Raw genomic sequence first — 19054 nt, 5'->3', positions numbered from 1 at the left:
GGTTGATTAGTTGTCGATCGCGGTGGGAATTGTCTCGCTATTGCTGGCCGTGAAGCGGTAATCGCCGGTCCAGGTCACGGTTACCGTTGGCGACACAAGCGGACTGGTGTAGCGAAATCGTAGGTGTTGAGGGAGAATGGTTGTACCGGGAGGCACATCAGGCACCTGCCAGCAATCCAGGTAGGTTTTTCTGCCGGTTATGTTGAAATGGGTTGAGCCTGACTTCCACGTTCCCGTATCGACCCACACGTCGACGCGAACAACGTCCGATGGATCGAGCATGGGCCAGGCTGCGGCAATCTGCACATGGTTGCCCGTCTCACTAATTCTGCCACGAATAGCAGCTTCTTTCCACTTGTCAGCATCGACATCGATACCCCGATGCGGCCGAACCCAGTACCAGTTTCCCCAGGGCCTTCCTTCAAATTCACTGAACCGATGCAACCCCTTGACGATGTACTCGAATTGGCCGAGGTTCGTTTTGTAGCCGTTTAGGTTTGTGGTTACCCCCGGAAATTGAACGGCCTGGCTGTCGTGGGTCGTTGGGCCTCGCTGGAGATATTCTCCATGCCAGAGGAATTCAGCATCGTGCAAGAGCGCTCTAAAAATCGTGCCCATCTCCTGCGCAGCGGGGTCGATCGGGCGCGGATCCCCCTGACCCGGCGCATTGGCCTCCTCCGTGTTGGTCCTATACCAATCACCGAGGAGTACACCCGTAAAATCGGACGAACGATCGTTCTTACGAAGAGCGTAATTGCGCCCATTCATCCAGAACCGATTTGCTTCTTCGCCACTTAGATCTTCATACAGCCAACTCGTATGATAGTCATATTCATTTTGCCCGAAATAATTCGGATCAGCACCGTAAACCGTAAACGTTTTCCCAAAGATGGTTGTCTGGGAATTATCGGTTCTCAGTACACGCCGACCACCCGACATAATGAAATTACCACTCCCATCTTTCTGGTAGATGGTTGTCATACCACCGATTGTGGTCCGCCAATAATGGTCGCCTGCGGCTACACCGCCACCATTCGCTCTTAATGCCTGGGCAAGTGGATTGTTGACATCAAGCGGAGCTGAGGTGTTCCCGGTCGTCCACCAGAAGTTGGGACCAAAGGTTGGATGCTCCGTAAAGAGATAGCCACCGATGCTCCTGCCCATATCGGCATAACCCGTATATTTCGGCGTGTGAATGGGCTTAGGCCCATAGCTAAAAATCTTCGAGGTGGTGCAGACATCTAAAATGCCCAGGTATAAGTTGCCCACGAAGAGTCGCAAACTGCCTTCGCCACCGGCATCCCAATAGTGTGCTGACTCTTCATCAATCGTTACCCATTTCGGAATTTTGCCCCCACAGATCTGATTTTTAATCAAATCGCCCATCCAATTACCCATCAGCCGAGCCGAGGCAGCATCCGTTACCGGAATCAGTGAATTGATGTATTTCCCGATTTCGGCTTTGCGTGGATCGGAATTGGATAGGGCGTTATAGGGATTTTTTAAATAATCGGGCATCTGGCCAGTGGTGCCCGGCATGAGCACGTAGCCCATGTACTTATCGCCCGTATTATTTAAGATGTCCTGATAGTTGACCGCATCGTTTCCGGTACCACTATAGTTCAGGTTTGGTACTAATTGCCGAAACCCATGAGTGGCAAAATCATCGTCCCATTCCCCAATCTCACCAGTCCGCTTTTTAAAGCGAGGCCCCCAGTAAACCCAATCTTTGTTTATACTGAAGCGCGGAAAACGCTTCCAGTTGACTGTAGCTTTGGCCTCCTGCGGAACGTAGGTATAATCGTTGCCGTCTTCCCGGAAGGTATTTCGGTACGTCGTTTGTCCAAATAGGCTACCGCTTACGAACAGCCAGAGAATGAGCAGCTTTTTCATCAGTTAGTCGTCAGTCAGAATTACGGGAGTAGAGAATGTGACAGACGTGCCGGTATCGTCCACATCATTCGGATTGCCAGCGGTCCACGCACTGCCATCTGTTGGGAGCGGGTTGTTACCATTGCCACCACCAGGCGGAGGCGTATAATCGTCGTTGCTGGTATCGGCATAGGTGTCACCCGAAGGCGCACAGCCACGAGGATTCCAGTGTTTATTAGGCAGATTCACCGGTACGTCCGGTGTTGTCTGAGCCTGCTTGTTATCAAGTGCCAGAAATGCAGCGGCATCCGTATTGCAATCCACACCAGCGACAGCCTGTAGAAAATGCCGGGTTTCCAGTACCGGAGTTCCGCCATCGACGACGGTCGATTTTTGGACTACTAGTCTCAGTCTTTTAGCCATTACGGTGAGGGTTCTACAGTTTCAGTTAGCGTTGCCGTATTATTTGGCAGATCCACCGACCAGCGAGCAATCACGTAATCCTGACCTGCTGGGATGAGCACGCCCTGGACACTATCGCCCAGGTATTTTTTCTGCACGCCATCCTGACTAATGCCGTTGTAGTCATAATCCACGCCCGTCTTGTCATTGAGCGGGATAGAGACAATGCCGTAGGATCTGTGGTTGCTGAAATTGACCTGCGTGACCCGGTAGCGGGCATCAGCATCATAGGAAGTTCCTGATGCGAATTTTCGCCGTACGATCACATCGAAGTCAACCGTCGTCGCTGTCGGATACAGCGCTTTGAGCCGCTTCAGGGAAAGGGCAAAGCTGTAGTACTTCGAGTTGGTGGTAGTATTCCGAAAGGACTTATAAGGCCCTGCGATCACGCTAGCCGTTTCGACCGTCAGGCCGTCCAGGAACCGGGCGGATGCTGCCGGGTTATTGGTGACAAACTGATTCGAAATGGTTAACCCAGCGGTTACGCATTTCACTCTCATCTCGTAATCAATAACCAGGTTGGTCGAACTGCTAATTGTTGAGAAAATGACGTTGATCGCCGTCGCTCCAACCTCTGATGGTGGAGTGACTGGCGTCGTGTAGGTCGAATCTTTGACCGCAACGATTTTACCGCCTACGACCTGAATCGCCTTTTTCACCGTGTTTCCACCCTGACTATCGAAAACCGAGTAAATATTATCGCCTGCTTTCTCGCAAGTCGTGTTATCCAGCAAATACACATCGGTCCCCACGTTGAGGTTGGCAGCCTGAATAATAAACATATCCAGATTGCCGGGTCGAGTACCGTCGAACGCTTCGCCTGCGGTATCGTTTGCCTCGTCAAGTGTCGGATAAGGAGGGTCGCTAAATCCACCAGTCGGGATAAAGTGATAGCTGGCGTTGTAAGTCGTTAACCCACCTGGCCGGGTACAACCGACAGTAATTACCTGTACGGTTTGGGGCAACGTTAACGAGCAGGTGATCACAAAGTCGCTCACCGTGGCCGCACTGGTAGCTGCTACATCAAGCGTTTTAGCTGGGTCATAGGGAACGGCAACTATCCCCGTTGGCGTGTTTGAAATACCCCAAACTGGAACAAGCGGCCCAGTGTAAGGCGTCTCTGACCAGTCGGACCAAACCTGTATCAGCGTTACCGTTTTCGAGTCACCGGCTTTATTGACACTGATGATTGGCGACTGCTTGATGAACATCTCGTAAGGGACGTCCGGAACAACAGGAGCTGCGCAGGTCTTTTCTTTCGGCACATTGTAGTCAGCCGCTTCAACACCGTCCACAAACACGCGCCAGGTGTGTTGAACGCCATCCCGCCATTTGGCTGGCTTCATGTAGTTAAAGCCAAAAATGGTATTGGTGGTCTGGATGCCGGCAGCAATCAACGCATCGCGCACATCGGTACGAACCCGCTGAGCCGTTACATTGGCTTCAAAGACACCATCCACTGTAATCGTGACGACAGCTGGAGCGACCAGATCATTGAAGCCCCAGCCAGCCAGCTGCTCGCAGTCGTTGACATCGACGGCCGACTTTTTGTGGAATGGCGGTGGATCAGGTGGATCAACAACGTCATCGTCCTCTTCAATGTACTGCTCAAGAACAGTCCAGGTAATTACTGTCGTTGGCTGAGTCACTTCCGTAGATCGGTACAAGATGCCATCGTTGCCAATCAACACATTGGCAACCGGCGTATTTGGCGGAGGGGTAGGCAGGATCGCGTTAATTCCACCTTCGAAAAAGGGCATGATCGTCGTATGGGCACCATTTTGGGTAACAATCTGAAGCGTTGGATCATCGGGCACAGCATAGTATGCATTGCCAATTTTTAGTACTCCCCAGAACTGGCCGTTTTTTCCAGTACCTGGTAAAAAGGTTACGCCATTGGTACTGCCATTGCCCTCTCCTCCAGTGCCGGGATTCTCGTTCGGGTCTAGAAAATCGTAGCCTCCTGATTCTTTGAAGACGACCCGGACCAGTTCCTGATCGGCCATGTACACCGGGTGATAGCCCAGAAACCGGTACACCACACCCGCGACAAAAGGCTGATTATCATAATCGGCCACAAACAGCGGATCCTCCAGCTGATCACGTTGATCCTCTTCGTGGCCAGCCTGATTGGAGAGCACCGAAAACGTAAAGCCTTTTGTGAGAAAGCCGCCGGTCGTCAGGGTTATGGATTTTGCAGGTAGGCTCATGGGTTCATCAGGCTAATTTGCCGGCGCAGGCTGGCGATGACAGAGCCAACCTTAATGCCGTTCGTGAATACATCAGCCCCTAGTTTGGCCTTGCCCGCATCAATGGGTGTATAGCCCTGGATGGCCGAGCTAATGCCGAGCTTCGCTTTGAGGCCAGCTCCATGGAGGTTCCGCTGAAATTGTTCGGTGTCGCTGAGCGTCGTTTTCAGGGCAGGCGGAACGGGCTGATCGTTGTCATCGAGTGCCAGCGGAATCAGATTGCCGTCCTTATCCGCCCAGTAGCCTTTGGGCATGGGTAGTTGTTCGACATCGAGATCCATCACCCGGCTGGAGGATGTGATGACTTCGCAGCCTCGTACATCCCAGTCCATGCGGGTCTGCTGAAAGATGTAGGGAGTAAACACCCCGTCGTCGATCGTACTCGTATCCGTGATGGCGACCCCCGTACTCTTGCCCGGTGTTAGTGTACCACTGACGATAAAGTACCAGGGATCTTTCACCAGGCCTGAATAACCGGTTACCGTATAGGTACCCGAGTTGGTACCCGATGGATCCATGATCGTCACCTGCATGCCCACTTTGATCCAGGGCAGATACACGCCCGGCAGGACGTAGTTGCCAAAACCCGGACTCTGAAACTCGACTGCCAGATTCGTCGATTGCAACGGAATCTGTCCCGAGCCGCTGCGACCAATATCCAGAAAGCGAAGGCCCGTGTGCAGCCCGTAGGGTAGCCGTCCCATGAGCGTCACTTCAATGACTTCACCCGGTTGCATGGTCTGCCGGGCAAGCGATTCAGCCAGCCAGTTCGTCAGTGGCTTACCATTCACATCACCGGCATCCCCCCGGTTCCAGTCGACCGTCGGTTCGTGGCTGCCAGCCCGAAACAACGAGCCAATTCGGTCATTCGGCAGCGGCCAGGGTACATCCCCCAGCGTCAGGGTCGCCGTAGGCTCAAGCTTGCGTTTGGAGTCGGTAATAACGACCTGACTGCTTTCCAGGTTGACGCCATCCTTCTCCGTTTCCAGCGTGACGTTGTAGTACTTGACGAAAGGCTGATTGCCTGGAGTGCCCAGGTTGGGCCCACCACCGGGCAAATCAAGTGCTTCGCCCACACAGACCCAGATATCGAGCATCCGCACCCGGTCGAGTGCATGCATGGGCAGGGTGATCGAGGCGATCCCCGGAAAGGAAACCGTGCCGGCTTCGTTCGAATTGTAGGTTAGAATACCCACCATTTCCGCCCGACTGGGAGCCCGTTTCCAGGTACCACCCCCCTGCAGAATGTATTCGCCCCCGTCGCCGTTACCCGCATCATCCCGGTAAGCGAGCACCACGATTTTAGCGGCCCGAATCAAATTCGTTTCAAATTTGCATTTCAGGGTCCGTTTGTAAGATTGGCTGTAGGCGAGTGATCCTTTTTCAAAAACCATTCGGGTGCGAATGCTCGGCGTATCAGCGTTGGCTTTTTCGTCACCAGCCCCGTACAGTACCATCCCATATTGATCCTCTTCGTTGCCCAGTCCCACCCGGAATGAATTATCCGGGGTGATGTTATTTCGCGTCCAGTTGGTCGGCAAAAAGGTTGAATCGACTGCTGCCCAGTCCCCATTTTTCAAATAGTTCAGGTACCGGCCAAACTGCTGGACCACCTTGACACCGGGTTTGACGCCCAGCAGGCGCAGCGTGGGATCTTCGTTTTTAACCCGAACCGTCTGATTGGGGTAAATATCGACCAACATATCCCGGCTGACAGCGGAATTGATATCCGGTCCTGCCGTTAGGTCGGAGCTGGTGTAGGTACGCGTATGCAGACGCTTGCCGGATTCCTGATTCCAGACGTCCCACTCGCCCGTAATTTCATCGGCCCGAATGGCAAACCACTTACCCTCAGCTTGGCCCAGTCTTACCCCCATGGGTTCCAGCACTTTTTTCAGGGCATCGTAGCAACTCAGCGTTTCACCCGAGTCACTGACCAGCGCTTCTGCCTGCATCTGGGTCTCAAAAAGGGGATCTTTAGCTGGATTGGCTTTCCCATTGATCAGCTGGCCAGCGGCCAGACTCGCCCGTTCAAACAGGTTCACCCCCGTAATCAGGGGCAAGTCCAGCCCCGAGTTATAGAGGGCCGTCCGAATGACGGTCGATTTACTAACGTATCCCTGTAAACGTTTGCCGGATGGGTCCAGAATGGGCCGATCTTTCAGCGTCGATAATCCACAGGATGCCGAGACCGAAATGGGGTAGGGCTTTTTGCCGTACCGCTCCGAAAAATCAGCCGGCAGCAGCCAGCCCGCAAACACCGTACTGGTGTAGGCAAAGCCGGTAGCCGTGGTATCTTTTAAAATAACGACCTGGATATCGCGATCACCCCGGACATAAAATTCCCGGCTTTCGAAGGCATTCGACGCACGAAGTTTGAAATCAGCCTTCAGCGGATGCCAGAACGACAACCGGCTGGCGTCCGAAGTTGATTTACTGATCTTGACAGGTGAATCGTGATACACCTGTAGTTTGGTCGGTGTTCCCGAAAAATCGGGGAACCGGAATGAAATTTTGTATAATGCAGGAAATAGCCCCAGCCCAAGGTTCGGCTGCTCGATGAATTCGGCGTAGTATTTTTCGACGTACTGGGGCATTACGAATAGTATTCGTTGGTTTGCTTGAAATCCTCAAGAGCCATGTACAGGTCCCCTCCACTAAATCTTGCTTCACCCGAGAGCTTTACCAGTTGGGGCTGAGCGGCCCTGAATGAATTGACATCAGGCCGGTTGACCTGGGGAGCGCCCAGGTTCTTCATGATACGTTCCGAGATTAAATCAGCCCCTAAGCCAACGGGCGACACCCATTCGCCCAGACCACCCGAGGTAGCCCGGCTTGACTCACCCACCCGGATCAAACTTTCCGATCGGAACAGGCCGCCTTTGGCGAAGCCTTTCGTATTATCGGACAGCAATGCCCCGGCCAGGCCTTTGGCCACGCCACCGGCCAGCACAATGGCACCACCGGTCAGGATCTGCTTGAGTCCCAGTGAGGCAGTAAGCGGATTGGCCAGAAAGGGTAGGCCAGTCACAATAAGCGCCTTACCGATGGTGATAGCCGCATCAGCGATCATGTCGATGATGCTTTTAATGATCGACTTGAAGCTGAGCTTACCGGATCCCAGTCCTTCGCCAATACTGGCCAGCAGGTCAATACTTCCTGAAACTAAAGTGTCTTTGGCACTGGAAATGGCACCCGAGAGCGATTGGGCCGAGGAGAGCACCGAGGAAATTAACCCCTTTGTGTTGAGTGGATCACTTTCAGCGACCCGCTGCATTTCATCCTTGACCGAGCCGAACATGTTCGGAAAGTCGGCTAAGGCAAACCGTAGCTGCTGCTTGTCTTCCGTCAGTTTTAACTGGGCATCGCGAAGCTGCTCGCTGGTTCGCTGCTGGAATTCAGTCAGACCCGGCAGGCCGATACTGGCCGTCGAGCCATTCAATCCAGGCGTAGTGACACCGCCACTACTGATAAGGGAGTTTACCCGTTGATTAGAAGCATTCGGTACCGCAATCGGCTTTAAGTCCCCCAGATTGACGGGTTTGAAATTAGCTAACTCCTTTTCATCGGCAACTAATTGCTTAAACAGCGCAACCCGCTCCTGCAACGCTTTATTGGGTACAAGACCCTGCTGTTTTAATTCTTGTGTGAGCCGTTTGAGGATCCGTTCATTGGTCGTTAGCGTTGGGTTTAAGCTTTCGTGCGTCGCTTTATGCGCCTTAAACGAATCCGTAGCAGCATCAACTCGGTTTTTTAGTAAATCATACTGCGTTTGCAGCGTTGATACGTCTTTACCGGCTAGAATACCACTGGCAATGGCATCCTTCAGCTTCTTAAGCTCCTCTTTTGCTTTTTGTATTTCACTCTTACTGCCTAACGTGCTATTTAAATAATCGAAAGGCTTTGGTGTATCTTTAGTTGTTTTGCCCCCCGCTTTATTGCCCGTCGCTACATTGAGTGATACGCCCGCTTTGGCAACCGCCTGAACAGATTGAATGCTGCCTTTAAGACCATCCAGCTTACTTAGTGCCTTATCAATGCCGGCGGTAATTTTATCCGCCAGACTCGTAGCGCCAAACAGCTGAAAAATAGACGCGATGGTGCGACCGATGGTCCCGGCCATGAGTTTGAAGCCGTCAATCAACAGGTTCCAGATGGATTTAGCAACAACCAGTAAGCCGTTGCCGAACTGGCTCCAATTACCTGTAAGCAGTCCTGTAAGCGTCGAAAAAATACCCTGTAAAATGCCGGCCCCGAACTTGAAAACGGCGACTACTGCTTCAAAGGCTCCTTTGGCGATGGTGGTAAAGAAACCCCCGAACCGAGCCCAGACCCCCTGAATATAGCCGACATAGACGGTAAATACTGACCGGACAAAGCCCATGGCTGAGCCAACCAGATCCTTGACCGATTGCCAGATCCCGGAATTCGTTAAAACCGTTTTGATATAATCCCAGTTGGTGGCTACGAGTACGGCAACGCCGGCAATGGCCGCACCAACCAGCAAAATGGGGCCAATGGATACACCCAGCGCAGTCGTTATGGCCGCTGATCCGGCGACTACGGAAGGTACTAAGGCCAGCAGGCCACCAATCCCCAGGGCCAGTGGACCAATGGCGGCTACCAGGCCGGCAACGGTCAGGATTACTTTTTGTGTGGTGGGCGAAAGTGCCGTAAAACGATCGGCCAGACTACCGACGGCATTGCCAATCCGGTCGATCAGTTCGGTCAGTCCAAAGGCTTTATCGGCCGCTGATGCAAACTGGAATTGGGCAATCTTGAGGCCATCACCGAGGTTTTCCAGAGCGTTTTTCGGCCCACCTTCCACCCGTTCCAGTTTGGACAGGTTAAGGACCAGGTCATTGATGAAGTCTTTCGGACTCCGACCCACCGCTTGCAGTTTGGCACTGATCTGCTCCGAATCGACGGTACCGAACATATCGGTGATCGCTTTGGAAATGACGGGCGAAGCCGTGATGATGGGTTTCAAGTCATCCCCCAGCACTTTGGCTTTCCCCGCCATCTGGGTAAACTGGGTAATGACCTGCGCAAATTCGACTTTGCCTTTCCCACCCAGCGCAATGGCGTTCCCCACCTCACTGACGTATTTCTCGGCGGTCTGGGCTTTAAAGCCTAACGTTTCGAGCTGAAGGCCCGCCTGGGTAACCTCTTCCAGTCCTAAACCCGGCAGACGAGCCAGCTGTCGGAATTCGGCGAACTGTTTAGTGGCCTCCTGCGCCGAACCCGCCGTAACTTTCAACGCCCGCTGAATGCCGTCGATCTCGCCGTAGGTATGAAACGAGGCAACTCCCAGCGCGGTAATACCCGCCGATACCAGCGAAGTCGTTCGACCAAAACTCTGCATACCGGAGGCCACCCGGCCCAGGCCCCGCTCGAACTGACGGGATTGCCGATCGGCGGCCGCAAAACTGGCAACCACGTTACCATTGAGCTGCGTGGCCAATTGACCGGCCGCAGCGCCAGCGGCCCGAAACCCGGCGACAAAGTCGGTAACAACTGCCCCCAGCTTAATATTAACTGCTCCTGCCATGTTAGGATTTAGCGATTCGACTCACCAGTTCGGCCCATTCAGCCTCTGATCGTTTCTTGAGTTTGGGCGCAGCGGCTGCCCGCTTTTTCTTTTCACCAGGTAGCCGCATCACATCTGCCCCTTCGATGGCCGGGCTTTTCTCGCCCCGGTTGATGTTGTAAAGCAGCGCGTAGAGTTCGCGGAAATACACACCCTCTTTGTTGGTTCGTCGGAGGTATCCTGCGACCATCCGGTCAAATTCAGCGGGGGTTATCTCCCAGAATTCGCCCGGACGCAGGCCTACTTCGTAAGCTGTTTCCTGGAGGGACTCCCAGTCAGTGTAACGGGGCTTCCGTCTGGCAGCTGCCCGAGTAGTTTTTCTACCAGACTGTTTACGTTTGGGATGCGTTCGAATGCCGTTTTGGAGATCACCAGCGCTTGGGCCAGATCCTGGTCACTCATGGTATCCATCCAGTCGAGCATGGTATCAATGGTAAACACGGTCGGCAGATCGTTCTGCTCGAAGCGGCACATCAGCCCGGCCCATAAGGTCAGACCCATCATTTCGTAATTGCCTGAGACACCTTCGCCCTGCTTTTCGACGAGTTTGGCGGCCAGCATACCGAACTTAAACGTGCGGGGTTTGCCATTGACTTCGGCGATGAATTCGCCGTTGGCTTGTTCAATTGGTTTCATACAGACGGTAGGTATCGATTAGGGAGAAACAAAACCTACTAAAACGGGTAAGCTTTAGTAGGTTTTAACTAGGTTTACGGAGCGACGATGACGCTTCGGGTGGGCATCGTCAGGAAATTAAAGGTGGCTCCGCCCGTGGCATCGCCTTTTTGGGGACCCTTGCGGGAAAAGCCGTTAAAGAAGCCCTGACCCGTATAGACCGGATCGCCAATTTTATCACCGACCGAGTACTTGAGGTCGATAATCTGAGCGGTATCGTTCCACTGCTGGACTTCGTCGTCGGAAACGTTGGTTGCCTGATCGCCGGTCGCATAGTGTCGCACGATGTGTTCAATCGAAAGGGTCGGTACAGCAATATCGCCCGAGGGGCTTTTTTCAGTACCTGACCGGCAGGCGGTCTCTTCTACTTCAGCCCCCGGCGAATCCAGGTCAGCGGCCGTCATGCAGCCAAACAGGATATAATCAGTCCCGGCTGGCTTTTTGATGAGCACAATAATCTCTTTGCCTTTGACCAGTGTTTTGGTCCGTGCTACAGGTGCCATTGCGTTACAGTTTGGTTACGGTTAAATCGAAAAATAATCGCTTGTAAAAAGCCTCCAGGTCCGGATCGGTCTCGTCGAAATCATCGTCGTTGATCTCCAGACTGATCTGGTAGCCCAGGTGATTGCCTTCGTAGCCATCGAGCACATCATTCACCGTATCGGCCAGCGTTTCAAGCTCAATGGAGTTTTTGGCAACCAGGCCAATTTCCAGCAGACCCTGTTTGGTACCATCGGGTGTTCGACAGGCCAGACGCTTAAGTCCTTTGGTGTTGTAATAGAGGGCCGAAAAGTTTTCGCCCTGACCAAAGGTGACGGGTGTTACCCGCCCTTCGTGAAGTGTCTCCAGGTCAATCTGCTTACTGAGCAGATCGTATAGAGCTTCGCCAATTTTAGCTTCTTCCATCACCTCAATAGCTCTTTTTCTACTTCAGCATGCAGGGCTGTGAGTAAGCTCCCTTCGACCAGTGGCACTCCCTGCGCTTCGGTTCTGGACAGGAAGTCGTCGACGCCCCGTTGATGTATATTGGGTCGGGTGATCAGGTGTGTCCGCCAGCCGGCATAGCCTCGTTTTTTGGTGGCTCCGACCAGCACCCGAACGACTTCGCCCTGACTCCCCGGTACCACCAGGATCCGCAGGCTTCGTTTGGTGGCTCCGCCCTTGTCGTAAGTGCTATCCCGTTTGGTTTTGCCTGATTTAAGCCGGCGAACCTTCTGACTCCGAAACAGACGCCTTCCGATGGGCACTTCCCGTTTGGCGATGTCGAGCATCGGTTTGACGGCTACCCGCATCGTTCGACCCATGAACCGGGCATCGACCACACGGCCCGTTCGGGCCAGTTTTCGATCGACGACAAACAATTCGCGGGTGTCGATGGTCTCCCTCATCAATCATGTTTCTGGGTTTCGATCGTTAACCACTGCCGGCGCGGCCCTGGCATCTCACTGATGTTGAGGATATCATATAGTACCCCTTCGCATTTGAGAATCATGGTCGGCAACAAATCAGTACGGTACCGAATATCGAAGTCAACCAGCCCATAGGCCGTTTCGCGCGAAGCCGCTGGGCTCCCCGATCCATCGCCACCCGTTTCCACACCACCCCGTTCGCGTTTGCGGCAAGGGAGGTTCTCAACAAATGGGCTTTCGGATTTGCCAATCGATTCACCTTTGCCGTTTTTATGAGCATCCATCGTGAACAGACTCAGCTTTCGGTCCAGATCGCCCGGTTGCAGTGCTTTTGCCATGATTATAAAATCGGTAAAACGTAACTCTCCATCATCCATTCAGCCTGGGAGGGTACCTGTTTGCGCTCATCGGCCCGGTTGTCATACCAGCGGCCGATCAACAGCCTCACCACCTGCAAAATATCAGCGGGCAGTTCAGCTGGCTCGTAGCCTGCCCGGTAGCTGACCCGAATGCGGGTGACACCCCGAATCGAATAGGCTGCTGGCAGAAACTGAATCTCCCCCGTTTCCTGCCAGCGGTAGGCAGTGGTGGGCAATTCAACCCAGTCGGCTGTTTCCTGCTGGTAGTGAATGGCTGAAACCGTCTGCACATTCAGACTGTGCAGCTGTGCAGAACAGAAACTATCCCCATACCCGTAGTAATCGCGGGCGAACAGGGGCTGCTTGCTGAAGCTTTCCGCCCAGGCCATCGCTGCTTGCACCAGACTGACCGCCTGCCCTTTATCGGCCACACTGTCCCGATCGATCCGAATCCAGTCGCAGGCGGTAGCGCCGTCGATGCATGGTTCGAAGGGAACAGTGGGCTGTTTCAGGCGGGCAGTGAGCATTACTTCGGTTGAGCTTCGGTTTTTGACTTACCAGTCGACTTGGCGGCCTTCTCGGTTTGTACCTGGGCGGTTTCACCTGAAGCGGCTACCGTTGCTGTCTCGACTTTTTCTTCGTCCGACTGCTGCTGGTTGGTTTCCTCATTCATCGTCTCCTGGGTCGAATCATCTAGGTCATTTTCCGCCGAATCGTCTGCCTTGGAGCCTTCCGATGAGTCATCGGGATTTTCAGCATCCGGGTCCGTTTCTTCTGGAATGACCACAATGGATTTTCCTTCATCGTCTACCTCAATGGCCAACTGGTGCTTCACCAGATCGGTCCCCACTACCGGATCAACTTCACGAACCACCTGGTCAAGGTGAAACGAGAAGTTGAGTCCAGAGCAGGAGGTTAGTACTTTAATGTGCATTAGCTGGCTGCGTGCTGGAGGAACTTAACAGCTCCCGTATTGATCAGCTTGGCATCCGTCCGCATAAAGCCTACGTAGGCTGTCTGGTTGAACTCAGCAAAACGCTCGGTCAACCGGATGATCAGGGGCGAAGCCACGTTACGGATGATGTATTTGCTGAAATCGCCGAAACCGACCGACTTCGCGCTGAGGCCTATATCAGCCAGGTCATCATTGACCACATACTGGTAGCCCCACAGATTCTCGGGTGTTCCTTTCTGAATGTCACCCATCTGCCAGATGTAGCGGCCCTGGCTGTCTTTCAACTTACGGATAGCGGCCAGCGTCAAATCGTTGAACGTGAATTTGCCGTTTTTACGGTACGCCCGGTTGATTGCATGGAGCAGATCTAACAGATTGTCAGCGGTTAAAGCCGTCCCGGCTACACCCGTGTTAAAGACACCTGCATTGATGATGACTCCTTCTGGTTTGTTGGTACCATCGGCTTTGGTGTAGTGATCATTCTGAACACGGCCAAACCGAATACCCATGGCTTCCGTGATCAGGGCGCCCAAGTTGAACGCTGAATCCTGAATCAGGGCGTTATCGACTTTGATCACGTCCGAGGTGTAGGTGTAAGCGCCCAGTGTTTTGGAGCCAAAGCCAAGGTCCGTCGAACCCGTTGTGGCATCGGTACCCGAGGCAAGCAAACGACCTTTCGTGGCTGTGTCATCGAGCGTTGGCCAATCCACCGTCGCCCCAGTACCCGTGCCCCAGATGCGGCCCAGTTCCAGCATGCCGCCGTAGGCTTTCAGAGCAATCTCGAGCTCATTGGAGAACTCACGGGGTACCGTGTAGCCACCAGCGGCACCCGACCCCGAACTCTGGGCCCGCGTTTCAGGGCCATTGCCTTCAACTGCTTTCACAAAGCCACCCAGTGCCCGTTTTTCGGCTTCGGTCATATCGGCAACACCATAACGCAGATAGGCATCAAAAGCCTGTTTGTGCGCTGTTTCGGCCGTTTTTTCATCGGTTTGAGCCCGCTTTTCTTCCTGCGCTTTGTTGGCCGCATCGGCAACAGCCCGCTGATCGGCTTCCTCACGTTGAAAATGGGCGATTTTTCGATCGATATCGGCAATATCGCTGTCGTGTTTATCAAACTGAGAACGTTCCTCAGCAGAAAAAGCACGGCTGTTCTCCGTTTCAGCTTTGTCGATGAGCGACCGCTGCTCCGCTACAATACGCCCTTTCTGTTCCTGAAGGGCTTTCAGTTTGTCTACTGACATAGTTATAAAGAGTTACGATGGGCATTATTTTTACGGATATACCACTCCAGGGGGTGCCCTTGTGAATCCCCGGAATGGATTTCTTCGGACGGCTCAGTCGAGCGCGTCTCGGGATTTTCAGTAGTAGTTTGTTCTGTCGCTGTTTCGCCGGTTTCGGGCTTACTGCGACCTTCTTCTGTCTCACTACCCGCCGTTTCCAGTGTGGCTTCGGTTAGTTCCGCGATCGTTTCCTCGATCCAGCTTTGCTGATAGATCAAATCGCTTAACCGACCTGCGGCCAGTCGCTTGAGATTGCTATTGGTCAGCTTCGAGACGGCCGTGGAAATGAAATCGACCTGCGTTTGCATCTGAGCGACAAGCCCGGTCAGAAAGGCCTGGTCGTTTTCGTTGAGTTGCCGTTTTTCGCGGAAATACATACCCCGAGTAGCAGCCTGCTGATCCATCGCATCGGTATAGGACCGCGTTGCTGCGGCCACATTAATTGTCGTTTGCAGATAAGCCGCCCGAGTCACCAGCGACAGATCCATGAGTTTGGAGATCTTCTCAACGTAGCGATAGAGGACGTTGTCTTTGGTTTCCCAGCGGTCTTTGGCCACAAAAAACTTAAATGACATGCCCCGGATATCGCCCCGGTTGACCCACACTTCACAGTCATTGCCGACCGTATTTTCGGGCTTGAGGATGCGTACCTCGACGCCTTTTTCGGTGGTTTTAAACGTCAGCGTACCCGAGTAATTCGCTCCTAAGAGCCGGTTTTCGTCGTGATTGAACACGGCCAGTACTTCTGACAGATCGGTATCGTCATCGATAGCGCCCGGTTCAATAATTTCCTGAAACATCCCCCGCTTCTGATCATAGAGCGGACGGGAAGGCTGGTTAAACACAATGCCGGTACCGATAAAGAATTTACCACCACCCTCGGCAGCGGCCCGTTCCTCGACGGTGACAATGGTTTTATAGAGCCGTTCTTCGACAGTGGCTAGTTGCTCGCTCATGCGTCAGCAGCTGGTTTAGTGTCGGCAGCTGGCCTGGTTTTGTCCGCGGCCGACGGTGTAGTTTCAGGAGATGCGGACGGATCGGGCGCACCCATGTGCGAGCCCGGCAATACCCGTTGCATGTTCATTTGCACGAACGTATCATCCAGGCCCGGCAACCGGTTGAGGTTGTTGCGGTACCGAATCTCGTTCTGAGTAATCGAGCCCGTATTGAACAGGGCCTGGGTCTGAGCAGCTTCAGCGGTTGCATCCCCGCGCAGCAGGAAGTCAAAATCAAACACAACCTCTTTGGTTTCTTTGTCGAGTTCAGCGATCAGCTTGCCTTCGAATTCCTGACGGATCCGCTCGGTCCAGGGCAGAATGGTATCGGTAATAAACTCTTTGTTCTGGTGCTCGATGTTGTTATTCGTCGAGCGGTCCAGCTTACCGATTTTGTGCTGAGGCACGCCGTACATGCGGGCAATGTCTTCTACCTGAAAGTTGCGCGTTTCGATAAACTGGGCATGATTAGGCGGAATCGTAACCGATTTATAGGTCATGCCATCCTCCAGAATCAAGGGCCTATGGGCATTCTGGAGGCCGGTCTGCCGCTCGGCAAACTGCTTGCGCAACCGGTCAACAGTTGTTTGCTCTTTAAATACTTTACCCGTTTCCAGCACACCCATGCCACCAGCACCCTGACCAAAAAAACGAGCCCCGAATTCCTCGGCCGCCAGGGATAGCCCAATGCCATTGGCAAAGAGCTCAATGGGGCTTTTTCCTTCGATGCCGTTGGTACCCAGACAGCGAATGTGAATGATATCGCGTTTATCGACGATTTCACCAAACACATTATAGTAGAGATAACGCTGGCGACCCATATTGACATAGATCGGCTGGCAATCGCCGGGTTCGAGAAACCGGACCTGCAGGGGTTTCATGTAGGGATCCCGCTCAATCCAGGCATAGGCGTTGCCCCGTGCCAGGCACGTAGCCACCAGTATGTACATGAAATCAAAGCGGTTCATCAGCTCGTCCAGTCCATGGACAAATAGCTGCTGCAAGGGATCTTTTTTGTCCAGATCCCGACCGTATTTGGTCTCTTTGTAGACCCCAATGGGCAGCATGGCCACCGTCGAAGCGATGCGGTTGATACTGGCATAAACCGCCGAAACGCGCATGGCTGATTCGGGTGTAACGGTTACCCCCGCATGGGAGCCGCCCGATACATGGCCCGTCAAATCACCCCAGGAGGTCATTTGTGAAAGGGGTACCGCTGGATTTTCGAGCGAACGGACCTCAGCGGGCAATTCTGCTGAACGCTCATCACTATACGCAACGGGCATAGGGGCGCTATTAGCCGTAGCTGCCCCTGTTAATAAATTCCAAGCCCGTGTTGCTAATCCCGACATTTAAAGGAGAAAGAATGGGGATTACATATGCCTCAATGTATTTCTGCTTAAAGCAATGGCTCGAAGTTCAGTCGCTGGGTTCTGACTTTACATGAACGCGCGTACCGATTGGGCTCAACTTTCTCCTTTTTTACGTTTTAAGTGGTTTCGACGGGCATGAAAAAAGCTTTCACTGTCCCGAAAACGGGGCTCGCCTTCATTATACAGCTGAGCATAGAGCTGTTCGGTGGCGTAATAAGCCGCCCGTTTGACATCCCGTTTCTTTGAGAGAATTCGTAAATCGGTCAATTTCTGCTCAAAAACAGCCACAAATCCCTCGATTGTGCGAAATTTTACGAAGAACTCGGCGATTTCCCGGCAATGCGGGTCAATCGGCAGTGTAGGCACCCGCATCATAGCCCAAAGGGATGGGAATCGACTCGCAGAATCGCGGATACCGGCACTCGGGCGATTTTGATCCGTTTTTCGGTACCAATCACCTTCAAGCCTGATCTGACCTGACCAATGACAGCGGCTTCCCCAAACAGGCGTAAAATAAAAAAATTGTATTTCTCGCCTTCTTCAACACCAACGACCTGTCCAGATACAGTATAGCGCGTTTTTCGGGTAAATTCATCGGTAACAGGTACCTGGTGGCGATCCGTCTCGTCGAGACTGCGGTAGGCGATCGATTTGTCCGATAATTGGCAACAAGCCGTCACCTGACTACCGGGTTGATAGTGTTTTAGTTGCTCAAGAGTCATACAAGTACAGTTACGTTAGGTAATCGTAAAAGTACCGGAAGGAGAGAGGGAAATTGTCTCAGTATGAGACAGAAATGGGCGCAAACTGAGACAATTTGCAGCTAGCATTTTATTAGTGATATACAGCAACTGCCTCTAGTAGGAGATCAATCGACATTTATTCTCCCATTACCGGTAACTAAAGCGATTGCCTAACACGTCTTTGAATCATCTAGCTTAGTTAAATCTATCCCTCACCATACTCTTGAAGTCCATGGACCCACAATATGTTGCTTTTCAACAGGCTATTATTGATACGTTAAGAAACCCCCGATATATCGATGTATTAAACTTTCAATTGCTCAGTGGTAATAGCAGCCCTGACATTCATATTTACCCTAATGCTTATCGAGGAGTCGCAGCAGCTATTGAACAGGGTCGAATTAACTTCGATTATGTGGATGCCTTTGATGATCCGGACCAATTAGCCGCATATGACACCGTTACCAATCAATTTGTTTTTTTGCGTTCGTCTGTATTAAATATGGATATTGGCCGATCTGCTGTCATTCATGAGGCAACACATGCTGCTATTGACCGGGCTGGAATTGGAATCCATAGCCGATATCTGGATGAAAGCGCTGCTTATATAGCCGAAGCAGCGGTCATTCTACACCTTGAGGGGAGAAGGCGTAATACGGGTCGAATTCGAGCAGAAGCCCAACGACAGGCTAGACAACTAGTAATACGTCACCCAAGGTTTCAGTTTACCCACGATCAGCTTATACCCTTAATCCGTGCTATTGAGGGAAACAGTCTATATGCCCCGACCGATGACCCCGTGAGCCGAATCTACCTTTCAGACACCTTTGACTCTAATCGCTGGTGGGATGAAAAGCTAGGACGAAGACAACAGTAGGAGGATAGTTACCCTTTCTTATACAATATACGCTTAAACGTTGCCAGTGAAAACGGCAGTTGGTGCGAATGAACCAATTCGTAGCGTTCTTTTGCCCAGTCAAACCGTTCCGGAATACTGCGCAGGTGTCGGTTCTTCATGGCCGGTTCGTAAAACTGGGTCAAAAACTGTTGTTCAAGGGTAGGTAAGAGTGGCATCGGTTGAAGAGTGGG

General features: G+C 52.7%; 20 protein-coding genes. 1 reads left to right on the top strand and 19 read right to left on the bottom strand.

What is annotated here, in order from left to right; all coding sequences use genetic code 11:
• Positions 1-6: 6 nt before the first annotated feature.
• The 18 genes from GJR95_RS15360 to GJR95_RS15275 form a co-directional block, all read right to left on the bottom strand.
• On the bottom strand, positions 7-1893 hold the full coding sequence (locus tag GJR95_RS15360) for a hypothetical protein (RefSeq protein WP_162386710.1): 1887 nt from the start codon (positions 1891-1893) through the stop codon (positions 7-9).
• A 3-nt stretch (positions 1894-1896) separates the two neighbouring features.
• Positions 1897-2295: a hypothetical protein gene (locus GJR95_RS15355; RefSeq protein WP_162386709.1), complete on the bottom strand. Its 399-nt coding sequence runs from the start codon at positions 2293-2295 to the stop codon at positions 1897-1899.
• A complete protein-coding gene (locus GJR95_RS15350) occupies positions 2295-4544 on the bottom strand; it encodes a hypothetical protein (RefSeq protein ID WP_162386708.1) in 2250 nt (749 codons plus the stop codon). The genes GJR95_RS15355 and GJR95_RS15350 overlap by 1 nt, the downstream gene beginning before the upstream one ends.
• Positions 4541-7180 (bottom strand): hypothetical protein, encoded by a 2640-nt coding sequence (locus GJR95_RS15345; protein ID WP_162386707.1) that lies wholly within the window; start codon positions 7178-7180, stop codon positions 4541-4543. Before GJR95_RS15345 ends, GJR95_RS15350 begins: the two co-directional genes overlap by 4 nt.
• Complete coding sequence (locus GJR95_RS15340; protein WP_162386706.1) at positions 7180-10134, bottom strand: tape measure protein; 2955 nt, start codon at positions 10132-10134, stop codon at positions 7180-7182. Before GJR95_RS15340 ends, GJR95_RS15345 begins: the two co-directional genes overlap by 1 nt.
• Before the next feature lies 1 nt (position 10135).
• The gene (locus GJR95_RS42110; protein ID WP_232541193.1) at positions 10136-10363 is read right to left on the bottom strand and encodes a hypothetical protein; all 228 of its coding nucleotides are present in this window, start codon (positions 10361-10363) and stop codon (positions 10136-10138) included.
• Positions 10364-10413: 50 nt separating this feature from the next.
• On the bottom strand, positions 10414-10809 hold the full coding sequence (locus GJR95_RS15330) for a hypothetical protein (RefSeq protein ID WP_162386705.1): 396 nt from the start codon (positions 10807-10809) through the stop codon (positions 10414-10416).
• 74 nt (positions 10810-10883) lie between these two features.
• The gene (locus tag GJR95_RS15325; protein ID WP_162386704.1) at positions 10884-11351 is read right to left on the bottom strand and encodes a hypothetical protein; all 468 of its coding nucleotides are present in this window, start codon (positions 11349-11351) and stop codon (positions 10884-10886) included.
• A gap of 4 nt (positions 11352-11355) precedes the next feature.
• Entirely contained in the window at positions 11356-11754 is a 399-nt protein-coding gene (locus tag GJR95_RS15320) for a hypothetical protein (RefSeq protein WP_162386703.1), read from the bottom strand.
• Complete coding sequence (locus GJR95_RS15315) at positions 11754-12236, bottom strand: hypothetical protein (RefSeq protein ID WP_162386702.1); 483 nt, start codon at positions 12234-12236, stop codon at positions 11754-11756. The genes GJR95_RS15320 and GJR95_RS15315 overlap by 1 nt, the downstream gene beginning before the upstream one ends.
• Positions 12236-12595: a phage head completion protein gene (locus GJR95_RS15310; protein ID WP_162386701.1), complete on the bottom strand. Its 360-nt coding sequence runs from the start codon at positions 12593-12595 to the stop codon at positions 12236-12238. The genes GJR95_RS15315 and GJR95_RS15310 overlap by 1 nt, the downstream gene beginning before the upstream one ends.
• A gap of 2 nt (positions 12596-12597) precedes the next feature.
• Positions 12598-13143 carry a head-tail connector protein gene (locus tag GJR95_RS15305; RefSeq protein WP_162386700.1) on the bottom strand — a complete coding sequence of 182 codons (546 nt, stop codon included), beginning with the start codon at positions 13141-13143 and terminating at the stop codon, positions 12598-12600.
• Complete coding sequence (locus tag GJR95_RS15300) at positions 13143-13550, bottom strand: hypothetical protein (protein WP_162386699.1); 408 nt, start codon at positions 13548-13550, stop codon at positions 13143-13145. The genes GJR95_RS15305 and GJR95_RS15300 overlap by 1 nt, the downstream gene beginning before the upstream one ends.
• Positions 13550-14815 (bottom strand): phage major capsid protein, encoded by a 1266-nt coding sequence (locus GJR95_RS15295; protein ID WP_162386698.1) that lies wholly within the window; start codon positions 14813-14815, stop codon positions 13550-13552. Before GJR95_RS15295 ends, GJR95_RS15300 begins: the two co-directional genes overlap by 1 nt.
• 2 nt (positions 14816-14817) lie before the next feature.
• A complete protein-coding gene (locus GJR95_RS15290; RefSeq protein ID WP_162386697.1) occupies positions 14818-15810 on the bottom strand; it encodes an HK97 family phage prohead protease in 993 nt (330 codons plus the stop codon).
• The gene (locus GJR95_RS15285; RefSeq protein WP_162386696.1) at positions 15807-17201 is read right to left on the bottom strand and encodes a phage portal protein; all 1395 of its coding nucleotides are present in this window, start codon (positions 17199-17201) and stop codon (positions 15807-15809) included. Before GJR95_RS15285 ends, GJR95_RS15290 begins: the two co-directional genes overlap by 4 nt.
• A gap of 114 nt (positions 17202-17315) precedes the next feature.
• On the bottom strand, positions 17316-17597 hold the full coding sequence (locus tag GJR95_RS15280; RefSeq protein ID WP_162386695.1) for a hypothetical protein: 282 nt from the start codon (positions 17595-17597) through the stop codon (positions 17316-17318).
• Positions 17594-17944, bottom strand: a complete 351-nt coding sequence (locus GJR95_RS15275; RefSeq protein WP_162386694.1) for a hypothetical protein — start codon at positions 17942-17944, stop codon at positions 17594-17596. The genes GJR95_RS15280 and GJR95_RS15275 overlap by 4 nt, the downstream gene beginning before the upstream one ends.
• A gap of 253 nt (positions 17945-18197) precedes the next feature.
• On the opposite strand from GJR95_RS15275, the gene GJR95_RS15270 reads away from it, so the two are divergent.
• Positions 18198-18842, top strand: coding sequence for a hypothetical protein (locus tag GJR95_RS15270; protein WP_162386693.1), 645 nt, complete (start codon positions 18198-18200; stop codon positions 18840-18842).
• An 8-nt stretch (positions 18843-18850) separates the two neighbouring features.
• On the opposite strand, the gene GJR95_RS15265 is transcribed toward GJR95_RS15270, so the two are convergent.
• Positions 18851-19039 (bottom strand): hypothetical protein, encoded by a 189-nt coding sequence (locus tag GJR95_RS15265; protein ID WP_162386692.1) that lies wholly within the window; start codon positions 19037-19039, stop codon positions 18851-18853.
• Positions 19040-19054: the final 15 nt, after the last annotated feature.

The sequence above is a fragment of the Spirosoma endbachense genome, assembly GCF_010233585.1.
GTDB classification, from domain to species: domain Bacteria; phylum Bacteroidota; class Bacteroidia; order Cytophagales; family Spirosomataceae; genus Spirosoma; species Spirosoma endbachense.
This window is presented reverse-complemented; position numbering and strand designations above follow the sequence as displayed.

Coding starts and splice junctions, on each gene's coding strand:
- GJR95_RS15325 (WP_162386704.1), bottom strand. CDS start 11,351: ATGGCACCTGTAGCACGGACCAAAACACTGGTCAAAGGCAAAGAGATT.
- GJR95_RS15290 (WP_162386697.1), bottom strand. CDS start 15,810: ATGAGCGAGCAACTAGCCACTGTCGAAGAACGGCTCTATAAAACCATT.
- GJR95_RS15285 (WP_162386696.1), bottom strand. CDS start 17,201: ATGTCGGGATTAGCAACACGGGCTTGGAATTTATTAACAGGGGCAGCT.
- GJR95_RS15355 (WP_162386709.1), bottom strand. CDS start 2,295: ATGGCTAAAAGACTGAGACTAGTAGTCCAAAAATCGACCGTCGTCGAT.
- GJR95_RS15305 (WP_162386700.1), bottom strand. CDS start 13,143: ATGCTCACTGCCCGCCTGAAACAGCCCACTGTTCCCTTCGAACCATGC.
- GJR95_RS15350 (WP_162386708.1), bottom strand. CDS start 4,544: ATGAGCCTACCTGCAAAATCCATAACCCTGACGACCGGCGGCTTTCTC.
- GJR95_RS42110 (WP_232541193.1), bottom strand. CDS start 10,363: ATGGTCGCAGGATACCTCCGACGAACCAACAAAGAGGGTGTGTATTTC.
- GJR95_RS15275 (WP_162386694.1), bottom strand. CDS start 17,944: ATGACTCTTGAGCAACTAAAACACTATCAACCCGGTAGTCAGGTGACG.
- GJR95_RS15265 (WP_162386692.1), bottom strand. CDS start 19,039: ATGCCACTCTTACCTACCCTTGAACAACAGTTTTTGACCCAGTTTTAC.
- GJR95_RS15320 (WP_162386703.1), bottom strand. CDS start 11,754: ATGGAAGAAGCTAAAATTGGCGAAGCTCTATACGATCTGCTCAGTAAG.
- GJR95_RS15300 (WP_162386699.1), bottom strand. CDS start 13,550: ATGCACATTAAAGTACTAACCTCCTGCTCTGGACTCAACTTCTCGTTT.
- GJR95_RS15270 (WP_162386693.1), top strand. CDS start 18,198: ATGGACCCACAATATGTTGCTTTTCAACAGGCTATTATTGATACGTTA.
- GJR95_RS15280 (WP_162386695.1), bottom strand. CDS start 17,597: ATGATGCGGGTGCCTACACTGCCGATTGACCCGCATTGCCGGGAAATC.
- GJR95_RS15360 (WP_162386710.1), bottom strand. CDS start 1,893: ATGAAAAAGCTGCTCATTCTCTGGCTGTTCGTAAGCGGTAGCCTATTT.
- GJR95_RS15330 (WP_162386705.1), bottom strand. CDS start 10,809: ATGAAACCAATTGAACAAGCCAACGGCGAATTCATCGCCGAAGTCAAT.
- GJR95_RS15295 (WP_162386698.1), bottom strand. CDS start 14,815: ATGTCAGTAGACAAACTGAAAGCCCTTCAGGAACAGAAAGGGCGTATT.
- GJR95_RS15310 (WP_162386701.1), bottom strand. CDS start 12,595: ATGGCAAAAGCACTGCAACCGGGCGATCTGGACCGAAAGCTGAGTCTG.
- GJR95_RS15345 (WP_162386707.1), bottom strand. CDS start 7,180: ATGCCCCAGTACGTCGAAAAATACTACGCCGAATTCATCGAGCAGCCG.
- GJR95_RS15340 (WP_162386706.1), bottom strand. CDS start 10,134: ATGGCAGGAGCAGTTAATATTAAGCTGGGGGCAGTTGTTACCGACTTT.
- GJR95_RS15315 (WP_162386702.1), bottom strand. CDS start 12,236: ATGAGGGAGACCATCGACACCCGCGAATTGTTTGTCGTCGATCGAAAA.